Below are 19358 nucleotides of genomic sequence, written 5' to 3' on the forward strand. Positions count from 1 at the left end.
AATTCAAACTAAAGACGAACAATTAGCATATATGATCTGACCTGCTTGTTCCGCCGCTGTTGATTTCCGTCCAAGGCTTCGCGTTCCGCGGGCGCCGCTGAGCCTCCAAAACCGCTAGAAGCACCTACCTATAGGAAGCCTATGTTCATCACCACAATGAAAAAATCCGAACGATTCATCGTTCGGATTTTCATTCACTTAATATACTTTTGTCCCAGCCTCTTTTATAAGTGAAGACCCATAAGCACTGTATTATAGTACACGCCATTTATATAGGTGTCTTTTTCTTTTAATCCTTCTGTTTGAAACCCTAGCTCCCTGTATAAAGAAATAGCTCTTTGGTTATCTTCTCGCGTCACAAGTTCGATTTTTTTTGTTTGTTTATTCGTACGTGCCCATTCAATCAGCTCAATCATTAGCTGTCTGCCTAACCCTAGCCCGCTATAAGATTTCTCTACTACAATACCGAGGGTTCCCACATGCTTATTACGCGGGTTTTGAGACGAGGTGATGGATGCGATACTAGTGATTTTCTCTTCTTTTTCAGCCACAACTATAAGAGCATTTTGCTCTTGTTTTACAGAAGCTAAAAACAGTTCGTACTCTGAAAGAGGTGTAAGAAACTCACCTTCTCCAAATGAAAGAAAATCGCTTTCTCCTCCTACCCGGTTGTAAAAAGCAATCATTTTCTCTGCGTCTTTCGGTGCTGCTTCTCGAATGCTGACGCCTATACCGTTCTTTAATATACGTAGACTCATATACCTATCTTCCTTTTGGTTATTCTTGTTTGCTTAGCCCAATTTTAGCGCTGTTTTTCTTTCCACTGGTCTAACCACATGCGATTTCCTAAAGCTGTAAAATCATTTTCGTCGGCGTAGCGTTCAATGACGGAAAGCGCGTTGTCCTCAAGCATTGGTGAATAGCTCATGATTTCTAAAATATGATGTGCAGCCCATAAGTCAATTCGATAAGTAGGATTCGTCAGCAGTGTTGCAAATTCAAACAGCATGCCTGGATAATATAAATGAATGAGCTGCGCAATTTTTTTCAAATCTTCTGCAGCTCGATTGCCTTTTTTTACAGATTTTTTATTTCGATAATCGATTTCATAATGAATTTTGGCGCTTTTTTGATAAAGATCAACTAGCGTTTCATACGTACGGTGTTTCCGCATTTCTCATCTTCCTTTGCTTCTAGATTTCCTCGTTTGAAGATGCTATAGTTCATTTTTAGGTTTCATATATTCAAATAAATGCAGCAAAAATATAATACTTCCGCCAATACACATCACAAAACTTAACGTAGCAGGATACTGAATAAAGAAACCGACAACACCAAAAATCAGCATAGCAAGCGCTCCTATCATCATAAACAGATGATAAGCCGGTGTATTTTCTTCATTATTCATACATAACTCCTTTTCACTATTTTTTAAGTTATTAAAAAGATATGACACTTCTTTTGGACTATGATCTTTTATTTTTCAGTCGCTTCATTTCTTTAGCTTAGCACGAAGTAACGTGAGGAGGCCTCCTCCAAACATGACGCCACCCACAATTTGATACAGATGTATGTAGCTTTTTATCGTTTCAAGATACAGATCTGTGTCTGCGTTCCCTTGACTTTCTAGCCATTTTTGGCCCATTGCCTGACCCGTTGCAACACTTTTTAACAAAACGACCAGGCCTCCAAGCATGACAACAGCGGCGATAATAAGCTGCACCTTTTCTTTGTCATCTAGCATTTTTTTGAGCTCATCTGCCATATATATCTCTCCCATCCTTACCTTGTTATGTATCTACTTGTTTGTAGTCATGCTGTTTTTTCTCTATTATAACGCTCAACTTGGTCATTATAACACGGTTTTGCCCTGTCTTTAGTCTTACTTTTCATAAATCAAGCCTTTTTAGGTGATACTATCTTTGAAACACAGGCGTCTTTAACTTCCCTTCATCATTTTTAAAGGGTTACTATTGAGGTTGATACATGCTTATATTTTTAGGGATTTTTTTACTTTGTGCAGCTGTTTGTTTAGTAGAAATACCTTATTTAAAAAAAGTGAACAGTAAAAAAGAAAAGCAAATTTTTTGGAGTTTGTTCACAGTAAGTATTTTAATTGTTAGTTTAAAATACGGCGGTGTGGAGATCCCTAACCCCGGAGACGGCATTGCTTTTTTATTAAAACCTTTTAGTGATTTTTTGTTCAGTCGGTTGAAATAAAAGGAAGTGAACAACGTGCATAGTCAGATGAATTTATCCGCAGCACAGTTTCGAATACTCGTCATTTTTTATAGTTTAGGCGACACCATTTTAGTCGTTCCTGGAAGCTTAACGGCTGATTCTAAACAAGAGGCATGGATTCCAGCTATTTTAGGCGTAGGTGTAGGCGTTTTTCTTGTATGGATGTATATCAAACTTTCTAGCCTTTATCCTAATAAAACGCTCATGGAACTAAACGAAGCCATTTTAGGCAAGTGGCAAGGAAAGTTCGTCTCTCTTTTATTTGTCGCTTCTACTCTTCTTTTTTGCAGTCAAGTTTTGTTTTACGTGGGCTCGTTTCTAACAACTCGCATTATTATTCAAACACCTATGCTTGCTGTTCATATTTTGTTTATGGGAATTGTGATTGTCGGCGTTCGGCTTGGCATTGAAACGATTGCCCGCTGTGCTGAAATTCTCTTTCCTTGGTTTGTTATTCCGTTCTTAATCTTAGTTTTTTCGATCTTCCCTCAAATTCATTATGAGAATTTGCAGCCTTTGTTAGAGGTAGGCGTTAAGCCTATTATCAGATCTATTCTGGTATTTACAAGTATTACGTCTCTCACTTTTATTGTATTGCTAACCGTTTTCCCTGCTCACTTAGCGGAACCAGACCAGCGAAACCGCGCTTTTTTTACGGGAAGCTTAATCGGCGGAGGCATTATGATTATTATCTTATTGCTTGGCATTCTTGTACTTGGAAATACGTATACACGTATTGCTTTATATCCAAGCTATGAGCTTGCAAGACGGATCGAAGTTGCGGATTTTCTAAAAAACATTGAAGTAATTATGGTTATTATGTGGTTTTTATCTCTTTATTTTAAAACATCTCTCTACTATTATGCGACCGTTTCTGGACTCGCTCAAATTCTTGAATTAAAAAACTACCGAGTTTTAACTCTTCCGCTAGGCATTATTGCCGTTACATTTTCACTTATCGTGTATCCAAGCATTCCATATGAACAAACGTGGGACAGAGATACGTGGATTCCGTACAGTCTGTTATTTGGGCTATTTTACCCTCTTGGATTATTAATAGTTGGGAAAATTCGCGTAAAGCATTCTGCGTCTTTATCCAAATAAAAAAGCCGCTTAAGCGGCTTTTAAAAGAAGACGGTTATACTCACTAATCCATTCCACAGCATATGTAAAATCATAGATGGAAAAATAGATTTTGTTCGGTAATAAATAGTAGCAAAGACAAGTCCCATGACGGTAGCTGTAATCGGAAAGCCAATATGTAAAAGACCGAATACAAGAGCGGAAACGAAAATGCCCACAAGCACGTGGTGGCGTTTGGTTAAGAAACCACATAAAACACCTCTATAAAGCAGCTCTTCTTTAATAGGCGTGACAACTGCTACACTTATAAAAAATATCCAGCTCGAAAGCAGCGTTTGATTAAAACTGCCTTGATTTAAATCTTTTTGCTGCTGATCTGCGCTTTCTACGTTTAAAAATGAAAGCATCACGTACTGCACCGCGGCTACAATTAAAAAGCCTACTACAATATATACATACGTTTTTCTTTCTTTTAATACTGAGAAGTTCCACATAGGCTTTAAAAATCTGCGAACGGGTTTATATAGTGCCGCCACGCCTAGAAAAAACGCCGCGTCGACCAGCAAGGCGTATGGTCCTTCTAATAAAATTCCTGTTATATTTGAACCTGTAACCTCGTCGTAAATAGCTACTCCGATTCCCGCTATGATTTGCAGTCCAAAGCCCAATACAATAAATAGAAGCAGCGTGATGTAAGTGAACGCTTTTTTCTTTTTAGGCTTTAAAACCGGTTCTGAATTTGTTGATAACGTACTCAAAATAAGCAACCTCCAAAAATGATTCTTTCTCTCTACTGCTCTCAAAATTCTATCATAAACTTTGATTAAGCATGTTATTTTTTAGGAAAAAAGTTATATTTTTTCACATTTTATACACACATATAGGGCTTTGAAAAATAAATACGCTAACCAAATTAGTTGTCAACTTCCTTATATTTGATTACGCTTGAAGAAATCTTATCGAAAGTGAAGTGAGAAAATGGCAAACGTTTTAATGATTAACTTTCCCGCTGAAGGTCACGTAAACCCGACAATTGGAATGGTAAAAGCTTTTTCAGATCGAGGTGATGCCGTCCATTATATTACGGCAGATCGTTTTAAAGAGCGTCTTGAAAACGCCGGAGCTATCGTACATACTCACCCAGACTTATTAAGCGGTGTATCCATCAAGCCTGAAACTCCTCAAGGAATCAACGCTTTTTTAAATATCCACATCCAAACGTCTTTAGATACGCTGAAGCTTGTTCATACACTATCAAAAAAAATTGACTTTGACTTTGTGTTTTACGACAAGTTTGGAGCAGGCGAATTAGTGCGTGATTATTTGCGGATTCCCGGAATTGTATCCTCTGCTTCTTTTTTAATGCCAAAAGAACGCTTAGCAATGATGCCTCTGCATCCGGATTCAGGCGTTCCATTTAAACCTGACGAAAAAGCTCAGTACGGGCTCAGCTTGCTAAAAAAGCAGTTTGGCGTAGAACCTAAAAATCTGCTTCAATTTATGAACAATGAAGGCGAATTAACGGTCGTATATACAAGCCGCTTTTTTCAGCCGCTTCATGAACATTTTGATGACTCGTGTTTATTTATTGGGCCAAGCTTTCCAAAGCGTCACGGCTCTCATGATTTCCCTCTAGAAAAGCTAAAAGACGAAAAAGTTCTTTATATTTCAATGGGAACGGTACTTCATGATGTAGAAGGCTTTTTCAACCTTTGCATCGACGCATTTAGCGACTTTGATGGAAAAGTTGTGATTGCAGCAGGAGACCGGGCTGATTTTAAAAAAATAAAAAAAGCACCGGAGCATTTTATTATTTCGCCCTATGTTCCACAGCTTGACGTGCTAAAAGAAGCTGATGTTTTTATCACGCACGGAGGTATGAACAGCGTAAATGAAGGGATTCATTTTAACGTACCGTTAGTCGTTTTACCTCATGGGAAAGACCAGCCTCTCGTTGCTCAAAGGCTCGTGGAACTAAACGCCGGGTATCGCTTAGCAAAAGAAACGGTAAATGCTTCTCTTTTAAGGAATGCAGTTGACGAAGTCATACATGACGACCGCTACAAGAAAGGGATAAAAGAAATCAACGTAAGTTTCGAACAGGCAGCTGGCCCCGCCGCTGCAGCCGAAAAAATAGTAAATCACGTAGTGAAGCAGCATTCATAAAGAAAAGGTGCACATTTGTGCACCTTTTTTCATTAAACCAGCTATGTACAAACTGTATATACGCCAATGATTAGCAAAACGACGGCTAAAAAACTTACGAATACAAATCCATATGACTGAAATAATCGAAAATATGATTTAAATCTGTAATCTTTATGCTATGAGTGCTGTAAGCAACGATTATTTCAGCCAGCATAAGAACGAATAAAATGGACAATAGCACCTTAACAAGCGGAAATTGCCGGAACTGAGGAGAAAAAAGCAGCTTACTGACTGTATACAAAAACAGCAGGATAAAGTAGATCATCATGGCGTTTGTCGCCTGAAGGGGCACATTCCAGACAAATATGTACACGCTGAATGTCAAAATCAAAATAAACGACATTTCTTTCCCGCTAAAAAAATCACTCATTGCGTAACACCTTTTCTTGTTCATGAATGAATAAGAAATTATAAACTCACGAAACATTAACGTTATTTTTACAACAGTATACACGATTTTCCTGTTAATTTCTATATACCGGTGTAGACATGGAGCGGCTTTTAGCGGATTGGCGTCATGTTTTTGAGTGCAATGGGTTATAGTAACAGGGAAAGACTCATAAAGGAGGTTTAGATAATATGGACAACACAAATGAATTTGTTCAAAAGCTGAACGATAATCAAGAAAAGCAGCGTAAAAACAAGCAGGGTCAAGCTACTGGACATCCTGAGAAAAAACTTCCTAATAAACAGCATTAATATTGTAAAAGTTGGCTGTAAAGACAGCCGGCTTTTTTTTTGAACTTTTTTCGGAAGTCGAAATGTTTGAAGATAAAACAAATCCCCTGTTACAATAAACTGAACCCGCTGCAAAACGTTCGCAGCTATACTTTCCTCTTAAGGAGCTGAATATAAAATGAGTAAATTTGAAAAACTATTCCAACCAACAAACATTGAAGCATTTGATTTACACACTCGTACAGCAATGGCACCGATGACAAGATGCTTTGCTGATCCAGAGACAGGCGTAGTCGGTCAAGACGTTGTAGACTACTACCGCCGCCGCGCAAAGGATGGTATTGGCTTAATTATTAGTGAGGGAATTGTTATCAGCGAACGCGCAAAAGGAAATCCTGGCGTTCCCGGTATCTATACCCAAGAACAAATTGATTCATGGAAGTCTGTAACAGAAGCTGTTCATGAAGAAGGCGGCACGATTATCGCTCAAATTTGGCACGTTGGCCGCTTGAGTCATTCCGGGTTAATCAATGGGCATAAGCCTCAGGCTCCTTCCGCTATTGCAGCACAAGGCCAAGTGCCCCGTTTCCGCAAGCCCTACGAAGAGCCTGAAGAAATGTCAAAAGAAGATATTAAAGAAGTTGTAGGACAGTACGCTCAAGCCGCTAAAAATGCCATTGAAGCAGGATTTGACGGCGTTGAAATTCACGGTGCTCACGGCTATTTAATCGATCAGTTTAATTCGGATTGGTCTAATAAACGCACTGATGAATACGGAGGCGACCTTGCACAGCGTTTAACGTTTATGAAAGAAGTGATTTCCGCTGTTATCGACGCCATTGGAAAAGAGCGCGTCGTGATTCGCTTCTCTCCTCATAAGCTTGATAAACCCGACTATCGCTGGGACGACACTGAAAAAGCTATTCAAACGTATACAGAAGCATTTAAAGAAACAGGAATTGAGATCATTCATCCGTCTATGCTGGATTTTTATGAAGATGTTCAAAACGGTCAAAATCTTTATGAAATTACGCGTAAGTATTGGGATGGACCGATTATCGGTGTAGGCGACTTAACGCCTGAATCAGCTGAAAAAGCGCTGCAAGCCGGCTGGATCGACGTTGCTGCTATTGGCCGCCCGCTTATTTCAAATCCTGATTATTTACAGCGCATCAAAAACGGAGATGCTCTTGTCGAATACGATGCTAAAAAACATTTACCAGAGCTTATCTAAAAAAGCGCTCCTTTCGGAGCGCTTTTTTTATTGGTTTATGTATGCCTGAACTTCTTGTTTCCAAATAGCATAGCCTTGGCCTTTTAAATGAAGACCATCAACCGTGAAATTACTTTTTAACTGATTATGTGTGGATACTTTCGAATACAGGTCAATGTAAGAATCATTGTGTTTCTTAGCTAGACGCTCTAAATAGTTATTTAATGCGATAACATCTTTATTGTCCACTGCGTCGCCGCATTTTTTATTGTTCACGGGCAGTACACTTTGAATATAGACTTTTGTATTCGGTGATTCTTTATGAATACGTTCAAGAATTTCAGCATAATTGGCTTTGGTTTTTTTTACAGATTTTTGCTCATTTAAATCGTTAATGCCAATCATTAAGAAAATCTTTCTTGGCTTAGCATCTGTAATACTTTTTAGACGATGCAATACCCCTTCTGTTGTATCATCGGCTACGCCTCGATTGACAATCTGCTTATTATGAAAAAGTTCGCTCCATTCAGAGCGCTGGGTAATGCTATCACCGAGAAATACGATTGACTCTTTAGGAATACTTAATTGCTTGAACAAAGTGGTCCGTTCAATGTAATAAGGATTATCTCTATAGCTTTGCTTAGATGAATCCTTAGATGACAGCGGATTTTTCATCGCGCTGCTGCTTGTTGCATAAAAAGCAAAAACACCTAGGAAAAGGACATTTAAAATAATGGAACTGATAAATACAACTTTCTTTGTTGAACTCACGAAAACGACACTCCTGTACTTTGTATGTTTTTTAGATAACTCTACGATGATATAGTAAAGCTTCCTGTTAACACTCTTTCCCTCCATACAAGACATTTAATCATTTTTTGTAAATAATGATTTTACATAAAAAAGAAGCGGCGCTCGAAAGCGCCGCTTCTTTTTCTATAATATAAGGGGTTAAAACGTACTTTTATTATAACATATAGTACATGGTCATATTTTCCTCTATTAGAAAATAGTTCTTATGTCGTTTCTTTTTCCAGCTGTTTTTCTCTTTTCACTTGCTTTGCGAAGAAGAGTTCGTATACCACTGGAATAATAATTAAGGTAAGAAGGGTAGATGACGCAAGCCCTCCGATTACTGTGATAGCTAAGCCTTTTGAAATCAGCGTTCCGCTTGATGTAGTAAGCGCCAGCGGAATTAATGCAGCAATGGTAGCAAATGCCGTCATTAAAATTGGACGCAAGCGCGTTTTCCCAGCTTCAATAAGGGATTCGCGGATCGTCATGCCTTTTTGTTCACGATTTTGGGTAATTCGATCTACAAGTACAATCGCGTTTGTTGTAACAATTCCAATCAGCATTAAGAATCCAATCATGACGCTGACAGACAGCGGTTCTTTTGCAAGGACTAGACCAACTAACGAACCGATTGGCACAAAAATGAGTGACGATAAAATGATAAATGGAATACGTGCTTTTCCAAACGTAACGAGCATCGTTAAATACACAAGACCGATTGCTGTTAAAATAGCTAGACCTAGAGATTGGAAGACTTCCACTGTCTCGTCGCTGCCGCCTCCACCGTCCAAGCTCACATCTTTTGGCAAGTCTAACTTTTTCACTCCATCTACAACATCTTTGGTCACAGCTTGAACATCATCGCCTTTAATGTCTGCTTCTACTCGCGCAAATACTTTGCCGTCAAGCTTTTGAATAGAAGTGAACGTATCAATTGTACGAACGTCAGCGATATCTTTTACTAACACAGGTCCTCGTTCTGTAAACACTTGAAGATCTTTAATTTCTTTTACTGAACTAAGGTCTTTATCGTACGAAAGCTGAACCGCTCGTTTTGTATTATCTAATTTTAAGTCTCCAACGGATACCGGTTTGGTTTGATCGGAGATTGTACCAAGCAGCTGAAATCCAGATACTCCGTACTCTGTCGCTTTATCAGGATTTACTTCTACTACAAGCTGCTTTTGCTTATCTGAGAAGTTATTTGTTACATATTTAAGACGTTTGTCTTTGTTTAAGTGGTTTTCCACTTGCTTAGCGGCCTTTTGCAAGTCATCTAAATTAGAAGAATATAAATCAACCGTTACGTTATTATTTGTAGGAGGCCCTCCTGTTGATGCTTCTTGCACATTAACTGTTGCTTTCGGTGATTCTTCTTTTGGGATGCTTTCCATTTTCTTTTGAACTTTATCAATAAACGTATCAACATTCACACCTTCTTTTACGTTCAAGAAATAGCCAACTTGGTTCGAGCGTTTGACACCTGTTGAAAAGTCGCGTGATCCAACTTCCGTGGTCACATCTGAAATTTCATTTTGATCTGCAAACATCTTTTCAATTTTTAAAGATACGTCGTTTATTTTTTCAAGTGATGTAGATGCCGGTAACTGAACGTTGGCCTGAAGCATTTTTTGTTCTTCATTTGGAATAAACGTAAAGCCTAATGAAGGCACAAGCGCAAATGAACCAAACAGTAAAATAAAGGATAAAATTAAAATTTTAATTTTATGATTAAGCGACCATGCAATCGCTTTTGCATACCCGAGCTGCAGCTTTCCTTCTTTTTCTTCAGGCGGTACTTTTTTAAATGCAAACTTTGCTAGAATCGGCACGATTGTAATCGCTACAAGAAGAGATGCTAACAGTGAAAAAACAACTGTTAAGGCAAACGGTAAGAAGAACTCTCCTGTAATTCCTCCTACAAAGCCGATTGGTAAGAATACGACAACCGTTGTAATTGTAGACGAGGTGATAGCTTTTAAAATCTCTTTTGTGGACGATTCGACAAGCTCATTGCTCATGCCTTCTTCTGAACGGCGAACGCGTCTGAAAATGTTTTCAATAACAACAATACTGTCATCCACTACGCGCCCAACGGCTACAGCCATTCCGCCTAGTGTCATAATGTTAAGTGAAATATCAAGCTGGTTTAAGAAAATAGCTGATACTAACAGCGATAATGGAATCGATATAATCGCAATGATCGTAGCGCGGAAGTTACGCAAGAAAATCAGCACGGCGAGTGACGCAAATAATGCTCCGAGCAATCCTTCGCGCACTAATGTTTCAACAGACTTTTCAATGCCGTCAGCTGAGTCAAAGCCGATTGCGTAGTCTAACTGATCGTCATATTCTTTCAAAATTTTCATCGTTTCGCTGGCCACTTCAACCGTATTGGCATCTTGTTTTTTTGTGATGGCCATCGACAGCGCATCTTTGCCGTCATAGCGCGTATATTCGCCTTGTTCTGTTACGGCTTCGACTTTGGCAATATCGCCAAGCCTCACAGGCTTTGCTTCAGGATTCATCGTAGATTTCAGCTGGATTTTCTTTAATGCATCGATCGTCGCAACTTTTTCTTCTACTCGCACTGGAATTTGAAGCTCTTTTCCGTTTAATGTTCCTGCTGGGAATGAAACAGCTTTTTGATTAATTTGTTCTTTCATCTCATCAAGCGTTAAGCCAGCTTGAGCTGCTTTTTCTTTATCGACCGTAATTTGTAAAAGGTCCTCTTTCACGCCGCCAACTGAGACGGAGTTAATACCTTGAATTTTATTCAATTCAGGAATCACTTCATCGTTTAATACTTTTTCAAGATTTGCACCATCTTTCGCAAACAGTGAAATGTTGAAAATCGGGAATGAACCAAATGAAAAACGGTTTACGTCTACATTTGATGACTCTGGTAAATCTAATTCTTTTATCGACGAGTTAATTTGCTGTTCAACTTTATCTAAATCCGTATTAAACGGGAATTCTAAATTAATAATACCGACGTTTTCATACGATACGCTTTGTACGCTTTTAACGCCTTCAATTCCTTTCACTTGGTCTTCGATTTTCGACGTGACGCTTTCATTTACGTCATCAGGAGAAGCCCCGGGATACGTTGCTTAAATGGACAACTGCGGAAATTCGATATTCGGCAGTAAATCAATTTTTAGTTTTGAAAATGAGTATAGCCCCGCTAAAATAAGTAAAAATGAAACGATAAACACAGCTACCGCATTTTTCAAACTAAATCTCGTCAAAAAATTCATCTTTTTCCTCCGTTACGTAACTAAGTTATTTGAGAAGCCTTCATCCTTTAATAGCTGCAGACCCGTTTTAATTTTTCAACAATTTTAGAGTACCCACGGGTCAGTTTTTCGCAAAAAAAAACTCACCTCCTTTCATGTGCTGATGAGCTGTCTATACAAACTGAAATTTGATGGTCACACGCTCCCCCTGGCAGCGAGATAAAGGAAAAGCCATCTTGACCATATAAATCCCAACCTTCAAAAAAAGAGCTGTCGTGAAACATATCTAGCGCATACCCATTAGAAAACGTAATTCGAAGTATACCGATATCTTCATACCACTGTATAGAGATAATGTGCTGGCCAAGCAGCAGCGCTTCGACTTGCTGACGCTGCTCGGCAGAATGTAGCGATTTCCAGTCCGCTTGACCAAGCAAGATGCTGCGTTTGTTTTTTAGTCTCCATGGACATTCTGCCACAAGTCCACCTTTACTAAATCCAAGAGAAAACGGCAGGGTATTGTCTGTGTTCACCTTGGTAACGGTTTGTTCTTGAAAATATGAAAAATTAATTACTGTGCTGCTGGTATTCATCATATCCCTCCATTATCAACCAGTACCGACGAGTCATTTTTGGGTCTCAAAATAGCAGCCTTCAATGTATAAGTTCACAATGAACTCCGCATAGTTCATGATATCTTCTTCTGTTATATCATCATCGGAAACGATATCCATCCTATACCCATTTAACATGCTGCAAAACGCTTTTGAGTGTAAAAAAGCATTTTTTATTTTCTGCTCTTCAATCAATTTAGCAACAAGCCCGTGATAATCCTCAAAAAATTGATGAAGACGACCCATCATTTCTGGCATTTGGTGAGGGGCTTGCCAAAAAGAGTCGGGATATTTTTTAGTTTCATAAAAAAAGAGCAGGTGATGCTTCGCAATCGAATACAGCTTTTCATGAAACGTTTGGCATTCATCCGTTCTTCGCTTTGCATGATACAAAAACTCATCAAACGAACGATTGTTCACAGCGATATAAAGCGACTCTTTAGACGAAAAGTACAAGTAAAGCGTTCCTTTAGATACACCCGCTAGTTTAGCAATATCAATCATTTTTGCTTCATAGTAGCCTTTGGATCCGAACACTTCAAAAGCAGCATCTAAAATTTTCTCTCTCTGCTGTTTTCGGTTTGTCATGGTAAAAAATCCTCTCATACGTTTTCGATACTATACATATAAAATAATTAAAATAACTTGTCAACACGTAGCGTGCTCTTTTATCCCTTGCATCACAAGAGTATGTCAGTTTTTTAAACAAAATACTTCTATAGAGCAAATTAAAGCGTTTTCGACTTTTTTGTGACAGATACAAATGATGCTTGTATATGAAGAGCTCGCTATGGTACATTTTTGTCATTGATACAGAAATTTATTCCGTCGTTACGGGAGGAGAAAACATGGTTCTTACATCACCAATCGGTCGCCTGCGTTTAGTAGGAATTTTAGAAGGAATTTCATTTTTACTGCTGCTTGGTATTGCTATGCCGCTAAAATATGCAGCAGGTATGCCAGAAGCTGTATCAGTTGTAGGCGCAGCACACGGGGCACTTTTTGTGCTATACGCACTTGCAGTCGTTCATGTAAAATTCGCGCATAAGTGGTCAATTGGCCGCTCGTTATTTGCCTTTCTTATGTCAGTCATTCCATTTGGTCCTTTTATTTTAGAACGCCAGCTGAAAAAAGAACAGTAAAAGAAAAGAACGTCACGGACATCATGTTTCCATGACGTTCTTTTTCCTTACTGTTCCGCATTGTTTTCGCTAAAGTGGTCAATCGTTTTCCACCACTTCAGTGAATTAGGTTTTAATAACATGCCAATTTCCTCTGGACTGATTTGCTGATCTATAATCATTTCATGCATTGCTTGAAAAAGCCCCGTTGTAACAGCTTCTTTCACATCAGATTCACCTTCTATATATAGCTGTTCAATCGCTTCAAATACATCCGGTTCACGTTCGAGCTGACCGTTATATTCAAGAGAGATCAAATGCCCCGCAACGCGGTTTAATTCATGCTGCAGCTCTTCTTTATTATTAGGATCGAATTCTTCGCTTGGCTCAAAAGACGGGCAAGCTTCTTTTAGTAATGGAATAACATTTTGTTTTGTAATCATATCTAAATTCCCTGCCTTTATATGTGTGACAAATTCTCTATTCTTTACCCTTTTCTCTTTTTCTATAAACTTGTTTTACAAAACTTTTCCGTTTTCTACAACTACTTCTCCTTTTTTCACTACGCTGTCAATATGATTTAAGCCATAATGATATTGAAGCGTTCGATAGCTAGAAACATTAAAAATGGCGAGGTCCGCTTGTTTTCCGGCTTCAATACTCCCAATCTTATCTCCTTGATTAATAGCATGAGCTGCATTAATGGTTGTGGCTACAATCACTTCTTCAGGACTCATGTTCATATTCATACATGCCAGATTCATTACAAATTGCTGTGAAGTCGTTGGAGATGAACCTGGATTGCAGTCTGTAGAAAGGGTAACCGGAACTCCTAAATCGATCATTTTTCTAGCATCTGGCCATTTCATTCCAACAAATAAGGAATTCCCGGGTAAAAGTGTGGCTACGATCCGTTTTTCAGCCAGTTTCTTTAATCCTTCATCAGAAGCATACAAAAGATAATCTGCTGATATCGCTCCTACCTCTGCTGCGAGCTCCGCTCCTCTGCAGTATTCAAAGGGGTCGGCATGTATTTTAGGAAGCATGCCATATCTTTTCCCGGCTTCTAGTATTTCTTGACATTGTTTGAATGAAAAAGCATTTGGAAGACATACAGCATCATTAAATGCTGCGAGCTTATAAGAAGAAATTTGAGGAATCATTTCGTGAATAAGTAAATTGACGTATTTCTGCGTATCTTTTTTATATATAAGAGGTACGACGTGTGCTCCTAAAAAGGTACTTACTACATCAACTGCGTGTGTATCATTCAGCATTTTAGCGATTTGCAGCTGCTTTAGTTCTGTTTCTAGTTCTAAGCCATACCCGCTTTTCACTTCTATAGTTGTGACTCCGTGAGCTAGAAAAGACGTAAGACGCTCATAGCTCTGCTGATAAATCCGGTACGCATACTCTTCCTGTGTTTGAACGACAGTGGAGTGAATACCTCCACCTTCTTCTAATAAATCCAAGTAAGAAGTTGGCCTTTCAAACCGCCTATAAAATTCTTCTTCACGCGAGCCAGCGTACACAGCGTGTGTATGGGGATCAATCAGGCCAGGAGTCACAATTTTATGTGAAGCATCAATAATCGTTGCGTCATTTCTTTCCCTTTCATATTTTTGTTCTAGCTCTTTTGTTGTACCTACGGTCACAATTTGATCTCCTTCTATCCAGACTGAGCCATTTTCAATCACCGTTAAGTTTCTCATTTCTTTTCCAGCTAAAGGACCTTTATTTTCTTTGGCCGTTACAACTTGAGAAGCATTTTTAATCCATAGCGTTTTTTTTGACATCGTTGAATTTCCCCCTTTTATAGCGTGTACCACGTTTTGGGGCCTCATGTTTACCGTAAACTCATTTAGATTCACCTACACATTTCGCACTTCTGCCTTCTTTCTTGTAGGTAGAAATTTGAAAAAGCATGTCCATGGTCTGAAAAGCGTGTTTTTAAGCCTTTAAAGCTAGATAACTTATATTTTTTTCAATTATATACGCTTTTAGACCCTTCTTTTATCCGTTTTCTTACTTATTGACTATCATTTTATACAAATATATCCTTATATACTAAATCTTTTATCACATGTATTTTATAAACATCACGGCAAGTTCCCCTCAACGGGATAAATAATAGATTTCTATGGATAGAACGTTTATAATATTCTTTGAAGTTTTACTTCTAGAAAGATTCACTAATGGAGGAAGAAATATGATTGTCAACTATAAAAACCAAGCAACCGGTCATCGCATGAATAACGGCTGGAATCTTTTCTATGCGTCAAACTTAACGATGTGGCGCAAAGATGAAAAGTATTTGCTTTTAGATGAAAACCAAGATGTAGTGATGATCTTTGGCTTTAAAAAAGACGAAATCATTCTAGATAAATTGCAAACGTGGGGCTATACATTTGGTGTCCATCCAGAGAAAAAACAAATTTCCTGCTTGCAGCGTCAAGAAGAAATTGGTGAATAAAAAGAGGGCTGAATTTCTTCAGCCCTCTCTTTTATTAATGGGTTTGTTGAAACATAGCGCTCAGCTGTTTTTTTTCAGATGGTTTGACAACATAATACCATGTACCATCTACCATTTGTCCTTCTCCTTTTACCGTTACCGTTTCGAAATCAGGCCGGCCATTCTTAATGATGTTATACATCGTAAATGCATCGCTGACATCAATATTCGTTCGAATATACTTCTTTACAAGCGTGAGGAGACTAGGAATGTTTTTCACCGTTGACATGTTCATTCCTTTATCTAATAGAGCTTCGACTACTTGACGCTGGCGATTATTTCTTCCTAAATCTCCTTTTGGATCTTCGTGTCTCATCCGCACATAGGCAAGAGCTTTTTCGCCGTTCAACGCATTTTCTCCTTCAGGAAAGATAAATGAATCAAACACAAAAGGAAACGGGTTATTAACGTTCACTCCGCCAAGTTCATCTACTACACCTTTAAAGCCTTCCATATTTACTTTCACATAATAATCGACATCGATATCTAAGAAGTTCTCAACCGTGCGCACGGTTAAAGGAATGCCTCCGTATCGATAAGCATGATTAATTTTCTCATCCGTTCCTTTTCCATCAATGTGCACGCGCGTATCTCTAGGGATCGGCATAACTTTTGCTTTATTGTGGCTCGTATCTAAGTTGACCACCATTAATACATCTGAGCGGCCTGTATCTCCTGGCCTTTCATCTACGCCCATAACTAGTACATTAAACGCGTGAGGCTGCTCTTTAGCAGATGTTTGCTGTTGATAGACAATTCCAAATCCAGCGGTTCCTAAAAGTAAAATACATGCCGCTATGATCCCTATTTTGTGTTTTTTCATTCATACGGTCTCCTTTACACATCACTTACTCTCTATATGCCTTAATGAATGAAAATTTATACCTTCTTAGGGAAATTTAAGCACACGTCAAAAAAGCCTGCTTGTTGGGAAGCTGGCTTTTTACTAGTAGATTTCAGCCTGATTTTTGATGCACATCACGCTGTGCCCATTCACTTTCTAACATACTCATTTCAATTAAGCTCCAGTACTGTCCATCTACAAGCCGGACATCTCGAAGAAGGCCTTCGCGTGTAAAGCCAATTCGTTCATAGGACTGAATCGCCCGCTCGTTAAAATCAAAGACGCCGAGCGAAATTCGGTGAAGACCCAGTTCTTCAAAACCGAAAGCTAACACTTTTTCAAACATGTTCGAGCAAAGCCCTTTTCCTCTATACTTTTCACCAAGCAGCACTCGGCCAATTCTCCCTGTTTTATGATAATAATCAATGTGAGCCAGAGAAATATGCCCAATAAGCTGTTCATTGTCATCTATGACAGAAAAAGCATACGTAGAAGCACCATCTTCATTTGCATATCGAATGTAGTGTTTTAACTGTCTAGGAGTAAGCGGAAAAGAAAAGCTAGAGCCGCTCCATTGCACCATAAATGACTCGGAGGGAATCCAATCCATTAGCTGTTTAAAGTCTTTTTTGGAGAACGGTCGTAGAGCTATCACATAATTCTCCCCCTTATTATTTCTGACTTTTCTAAATATATTACATTTATCATAATAAACTGTCAACTGCCTATGTAAAAAAAAGCCATCATTTCGATGACTTATAGCTGTAATGCTTTTCTGAGAAGAGTTAAATCATGAGTAAATTCAAAAAAATAGGTTCTATTTTCATTGTCAAATACCATCATGATTGGTTTTTGGTTCGGGTCAAGAACAAAAATAACTTCACTTGCCAGCGTGTTGACCGCACTATTTTCAATTTTTACGGCAGGATCAAGAGGTACTTTAACAAGATAGCCTTTTTTAGGAAGCGGACTTGCCTTTTTATATAAACCAGTAATGGACGCAATACTTTTTTCGGCTTCTTTTTGAACACTTGGAGGTTTGGACGTTGAACGAACGACTCTGCCCGTTTCAATTTGAAATACCTCTACTTTTGGCTGTTCAGCACTTACTGCCTGCGGAAAAATAAAAGCAGCGAATACGACGCACACAGCAACCCATTTTCGTATCATTTTCAGCACCTCTTTCCATTGTGGATGAGATGGAGATAAGAATGGTCGTCTCTTCTTATACTATGACCTATTTTTATATATTTATTTCACTAAATGAATGCCTATACTTCCATGTTTTTGTCATGTTCACAGAACTTCCTCTATACACTACTAATAAGGACACGCTGTATGAGGTGATAAGATGTCGTGGTTTGAAGCATTTATTTTGGGAATCATTCAAGGACTTACAGAGTTTTTACCGATAAGCAGCACGGGGCATTTGTATTTAGGGCGCCACTTATTTGGCTTAGACGATGCAGGATTGTATTTAGATACGATGCTGCACATGGGCACGCTGCTTGCTGTGTTTGTCTTTTATAAGCGTGAGCTATGGCATATTATTCGTCATCCATTTAGCAAGCTCACAGGGCTTTTAGTGATAGGAACGATCCCTGCAGTTGCGATTGGTCTTTTGTTCAAAGACTATTTTGACAGTATTTCTAAATCTGGCTTAACGATCGGCTGGGAATTTCTTGCGACAGGACTGCTGTTATGGTTTGGTGATTCCGTAAAAAATGGCTATAAAAAAATGGATCATATTTCATACGGAGATGCCTTTTTTATCGGCTCGTTTCAAGCAGCTGCGATATTCCCTGCTGTATCTCGATCTGGCTTAACGATGGTAGCTGCGTTAATGCGAAAATTAGACCGTGAAACAGCCGCTTACTTTTCATTTTTATTGTCGACTCCGGCCATTTGCGGAGCGGTGTTACTTCAGTTAAAAGATGTAGTCACAGGTGAAGTCGAGCAGCTTTCCGTTTTCTTTTTATTCGTCGCCACTCTTTCATCTGCTTTATTTGGTTATGTAGCGGTAAAATGGATGATTAATTATTTAAAGCATCATTCATTAAAAACGTTTGCAATTTACGTTTGGATATTAGGTGCAGTCGTGCTGGTTTGTCAGTTTACGGGGGTGTTTTAAGATGAAGATGAAAGTCCGGACGCTTTTTTTAGTATTGTTTTTTGCCGGCATTTTAGTCGTGACAAGCTATGTTGATAACAATTCCCAGCAGTCGTTTGACAGCTTAGCTCACCTTTCACTTGATGGAGGTGCTGTTGAAACCTCTGCTGATGAAGACGAAGCGGAACAGCTAAATATGTCGGTTAAAGAAGTTCATGTTAAAACGGAAAAAAAGGCGGATACCGAATTGAAGTGTACGAGCAAGTGAATGTCTACAGCGATGATAAAGGAAAAGTAGTAAAAAAAGTGCATACGGGAGAGTACCAAACGTTGAAATATAAGCTGAATGAAAAAAAATAAACCACTTACCGAAGTAAGTGGTTTTATTTTTAATGGTTAAAGTGTGCTGCAAGAATCCACAGTGTACCAACTACGATACAAAGGGCAATAAAGAAACTGTAAAGAATGTTTGCAACCTGTACTTTACCATTTTCACTTTCAGTCATGTGCATGAACATTACTAGCTGCATTGCTGCTTGTAATAACGCTAGGATCATGATAAGAGTCATTGTAATGCTTCTTGATAGATCAGCTAGCACTACTAAACCAAGCGCTGCGAATGTTAAGGCTAGTGAAAGGATAAGCCCAAATACATGACTAAGCGGAAAACCTGCTTTTTGGCCTTGTTTATTTTCCATGT

Annotated in this window: 23 protein-coding genes and 2 pseudogenes; 9 read left to right on the top strand and 16 right to left on the bottom strand. The window is 38.7% G+C overall.

Features of this window, described 5'->3' with window-relative positions; genetic code table 11:
• Positions 1-224: 224 nt before the first annotated feature.
• The 4 genes from Q5794_RS16295 to Q5794_RS16310 all read right to left on the bottom strand — a co-directional run bounded on the left by Q5794_RS16295 (position 225) and on the right by Q5794_RS16310 (position 1765).
• The gene (locus Q5794_RS16295; RefSeq protein ID WP_192994191.1) at positions 225-758 is read right to left on the bottom strand and encodes a GNAT family N-acetyltransferase; all 534 of its coding nucleotides are present in this window, start codon (positions 756-758) and stop codon (positions 225-227) included.
• Positions 759-802: 44 nt separating this feature from the next.
• Entirely contained in the window at positions 803-1174 is a 372-nt protein-coding gene (locus Q5794_RS16300; RefSeq protein ID WP_116071220.1) for a hypothetical protein, read from the bottom strand.
• A gap of 42 nt (positions 1175-1216) precedes the next feature.
• Entirely contained in the window at positions 1217-1408 is a 192-nt protein-coding gene (locus Q5794_RS16305; RefSeq protein ID WP_014459359.1) for a hypothetical protein, read from the bottom strand.
• 84 nt (positions 1409-1492) lie between these two features.
• A complete protein-coding gene (locus tag Q5794_RS16310) occupies positions 1493-1765 on the bottom strand; it encodes a hypothetical protein (RefSeq protein WP_025751130.1) in 273 nt (90 codons plus the stop codon).
• Positions 1766-1986: 221 nt separating this feature from the next.
• On the opposite strand from Q5794_RS16310, the gene Q5794_RS16315 reads away from it, so the two are divergent.
• Together Q5794_RS16315 and Q5794_RS16320 are read left to right on the top strand one after the other, a co-directional pair.
• On the top strand, positions 1987-2220 hold the full coding sequence (locus tag Q5794_RS16315) for a hypothetical protein (protein WP_214988388.1): 234 nt from the start codon (positions 1987-1989) through the stop codon (positions 2218-2220).
• Between the two features lie 15 nt (positions 2221-2235).
• Entirely contained in the window at positions 2236-3345 is a 1110-nt protein-coding gene (locus tag Q5794_RS16320; protein WP_214988386.1) for an endospore germination permease, read from the top strand.
• Between the two features lie 20 nt (positions 3346-3365).
• Here the strand turns inward: Q5794_RS16320 and Q5794_RS16325 are convergent, their stop codons facing one another.
• On the bottom strand, positions 3366-4082 hold the full coding sequence (locus Q5794_RS16325) for a CPBP family intramembrane glutamic endopeptidase (protein ID WP_192994197.1): 717 nt from the start codon (positions 4080-4082) through the stop codon (positions 3366-3368).
• Between the two features lie 220 nt (positions 4083-4302).
• On the opposite strand from Q5794_RS16325, the gene Q5794_RS16330 reads away from it, so the two are divergent.
• Entirely contained in the window at positions 4303-5490 is a 1188-nt protein-coding gene (locus Q5794_RS16330; protein ID WP_374988159.1) for a macrolide family glycosyltransferase, read from the top strand.
• Positions 5491-5584: 94 nt separating this feature from the next.
• Here Q5794_RS16330 and Q5794_RS16335 read toward each other — a convergent pair whose 3' ends face one another.
• Entirely contained in the window at positions 5585-5902 is a 318-nt protein-coding gene (locus Q5794_RS16335; protein WP_192994201.1) for a hypothetical protein, read from the bottom strand.
• A 209-nt stretch (positions 5903-6111) separates the two neighbouring features.
• On the opposite strand from Q5794_RS16335, the gene Q5794_RS16340 reads away from it, so the two are divergent.
• Both Q5794_RS16340 and Q5794_RS16345 read left to right on the top strand, forming a co-directional pair.
• Positions 6112-6231: a DUF4023 domain-containing protein gene (locus tag Q5794_RS16340; protein ID WP_192994203.1), complete on the top strand. Its 120-nt coding sequence runs from the start codon at positions 6112-6114 to the stop codon at positions 6229-6231.
• Between the two features lie 172 nt (positions 6232-6403).
• Positions 6404-7444, top strand: a pseudogene (locus Q5794_RS16345) (alkene reductase); the annotation flags it as partial.
• A 27-nt stretch (positions 7445-7471) separates the two neighbouring features.
• Here the strand turns inward: Q5794_RS16345 and Q5794_RS16350 are convergent.
• The 4 genes and pseudogenes from Q5794_RS16350 to Q5794_RS16365 all read right to left on the bottom strand — a co-directional run bounded on the left by Q5794_RS16350 (position 7472) and on the right by Q5794_RS16365 (position 12659).
• Complete coding sequence (locus Q5794_RS16350; protein ID WP_214988380.1) at positions 7472-8194, bottom strand: GDSL-type esterase/lipase family protein; 723 nt, start codon at positions 8192-8194, stop codon at positions 7472-7474.
• Positions 8195-8439: 245 nt separating this feature from the next.
• Positions 8440-11478: pseudogene (locus Q5794_RS16355) on the bottom strand (efflux RND transporter permease subunit).
• Between the two features lie 122 nt (positions 11479-11600).
• Positions 11601-12053, bottom strand: a complete 453-nt coding sequence (locus Q5794_RS16360; protein WP_231101751.1) for a DUF6188 family protein — start codon at positions 12051-12053, stop codon at positions 11601-11603.
• Between the two features lie 30 nt (positions 12054-12083).
• A complete protein-coding gene (locus tag Q5794_RS16365) occupies positions 12084-12659 on the bottom strand; it encodes a TetR/AcrR family transcriptional regulator (protein ID WP_050691432.1) in 576 nt (191 codons plus the stop codon).
• 260 nt (positions 12660-12919) lie between these two features.
• Here Q5794_RS16365 and Q5794_RS16370 point away from each other — a divergent pair, with 260 nt between their 5' ends.
• Complete coding sequence (locus tag Q5794_RS16370; protein WP_071273081.1) at positions 12920-13213, top strand: DUF3817 domain-containing protein; 294 nt, start codon at positions 12920-12922, stop codon at positions 13211-13213.
• Between the two features lie 47 nt (positions 13214-13260).
• On the opposite strand, the gene Q5794_RS16375 is transcribed toward Q5794_RS16370, so the two are convergent.
• Both Q5794_RS16375 and hutI read right to left on the bottom strand, forming a co-directional pair.
• Complete coding sequence (locus tag Q5794_RS16375; protein ID WP_214988377.1) at positions 13261-13635, bottom strand: hypothetical protein; 375 nt, start codon at positions 13633-13635, stop codon at positions 13261-13263.
• Between the two features lie 75 nt (positions 13636-13710).
• Positions 13711-14988 carry an imidazolonepropionase gene (gene hutI, locus Q5794_RS16380; RefSeq protein WP_214988375.1) on the bottom strand — a complete coding sequence of 426 codons (1278 nt, stop codon included), beginning with the start codon at positions 14986-14988 and terminating at the stop codon, positions 13711-13713.
• A gap of 413 nt (positions 14989-15401) precedes the next feature.
• Here hutI and Q5794_RS16385 point away from each other — a divergent pair, with 413 nt between their 5' ends.
• Positions 15402-15665 (top strand): hypothetical protein, encoded by a 264-nt coding sequence (locus Q5794_RS16385; protein WP_013057818.1) that lies wholly within the window; start codon positions 15402-15404, stop codon positions 15663-15665.
• Positions 15666-15699: 34 nt separating this feature from the next.
• On the opposite strand, the gene Q5794_RS16390 is transcribed toward Q5794_RS16385, so the two are convergent.
• The 3 genes from Q5794_RS16390 to Q5794_RS16400 form a co-directional block, all read right to left on the bottom strand.
• Positions 15700-16527 (bottom strand): LCP family protein, encoded by an 828-nt coding sequence (locus tag Q5794_RS16390; RefSeq protein WP_214988373.1) that lies wholly within the window; start codon positions 16525-16527, stop codon positions 15700-15702.
• Positions 16528-16660: 133 nt separating this feature from the next.
• Entirely contained in the window at positions 16661-17203 is a 543-nt protein-coding gene (locus tag Q5794_RS16395; protein ID WP_214988371.1) for a GNAT family N-acetyltransferase, read from the bottom strand.
• Between the two features lie 101 nt (positions 17204-17304).
• Complete coding sequence (locus Q5794_RS16400) at positions 17305-17718, bottom strand: hypothetical protein (RefSeq protein ID WP_214988369.1); 414 nt, start codon at positions 17716-17718, stop codon at positions 17305-17307.
• A gap of 181 nt (positions 17719-17899) precedes the next feature.
• On the opposite strand from Q5794_RS16400, the gene Q5794_RS16405 reads away from it, so the two are divergent.
• Both Q5794_RS16405 and Q5794_RS16410 read left to right on the top strand, forming a co-directional pair.
• Positions 17900-18679: an undecaprenyl-diphosphate phosphatase gene (locus Q5794_RS16405; RefSeq protein WP_025751115.1), complete on the top strand. Its 780-nt coding sequence runs from the start codon at positions 17900-17902 to the stop codon at positions 18677-18679.
• Position 18680: 1 nt separating this feature from the next.
• Complete coding sequence (locus Q5794_RS16410; protein ID WP_374988160.1) at positions 18681-18926, top strand: hypothetical protein; 246 nt, start codon at positions 18681-18683, stop codon at positions 18924-18926.
• A 121-nt stretch (positions 18927-19047) separates the two neighbouring features.
• Here the strand turns inward: Q5794_RS16410 and qoxD are convergent, their stop codons facing one another.
• Positions 19048-19356: a cytochrome aa3 quinol oxidase subunit IV gene (gene qoxD / locus Q5794_RS16415; RefSeq protein WP_013057824.1), complete on the bottom strand. Its 309-nt coding sequence runs from the start codon at positions 19354-19356 to the stop codon at positions 19048-19050.
• Positions 19357-19358 lie beyond the last annotated feature (2 nt).

Source organism: Priestia megaterium (assembly GCF_041941685.1).
Lineage (GTDB): Bacteria > Bacillota > Bacilli > Bacillales > Bacillaceae_H > Priestia > Priestia megaterium_C.